Origin of the sequence: Roseibium denhamense, assembly GCF_009711415.1 — a bacterium.
Lineage (GTDB): Bacteria > Pseudomonadota > Alphaproteobacteria > Rhizobiales > Stappiaceae > Roseibium > Roseibium denhamense.
The window spans coordinates 1-264 of the sequence record NZ_SMLZ01000009.1; the positions used below are offsets into that span (position 1 = coordinate 1).

Sequence of the window (264 nt, forward strand, 5' to 3'; positions counted from 1 at the left end):
TGTTCAAGGGCTCTATCTCTTTCCCGGAAAGTCAGTCGGCAAGGCAAAGTGGGTATTCCGGTTTGTGTCGCCTGAAACCGGCAAGCGTCGCGACATGGGGCTTGGGAGCTATCCGGCCGTCCCCCTGAAGGAAGCTCGAGACAAAGGCATCCAGGCGCGGCGGCTGTTGGAGAACGGCAAGGACCCACTGAATGAACGAGATAGGCTTTTGGAAACCGAGCAGCGCAAGATGTCTTTGCCGACATTTGCAGAGGCAGCGCGCAA

At 57.6% G+C, this 264-nt stretch carries 1 protein-coding gene; it reads left to right on the top strand.

The features are described from left to right. The coding region (locus tag E1180_RS00010) for an Arm DNA-binding domain-containing protein (protein ID WP_155189061.1) at positions 1-264 on the top strand (264 nt) is incomplete at both ends.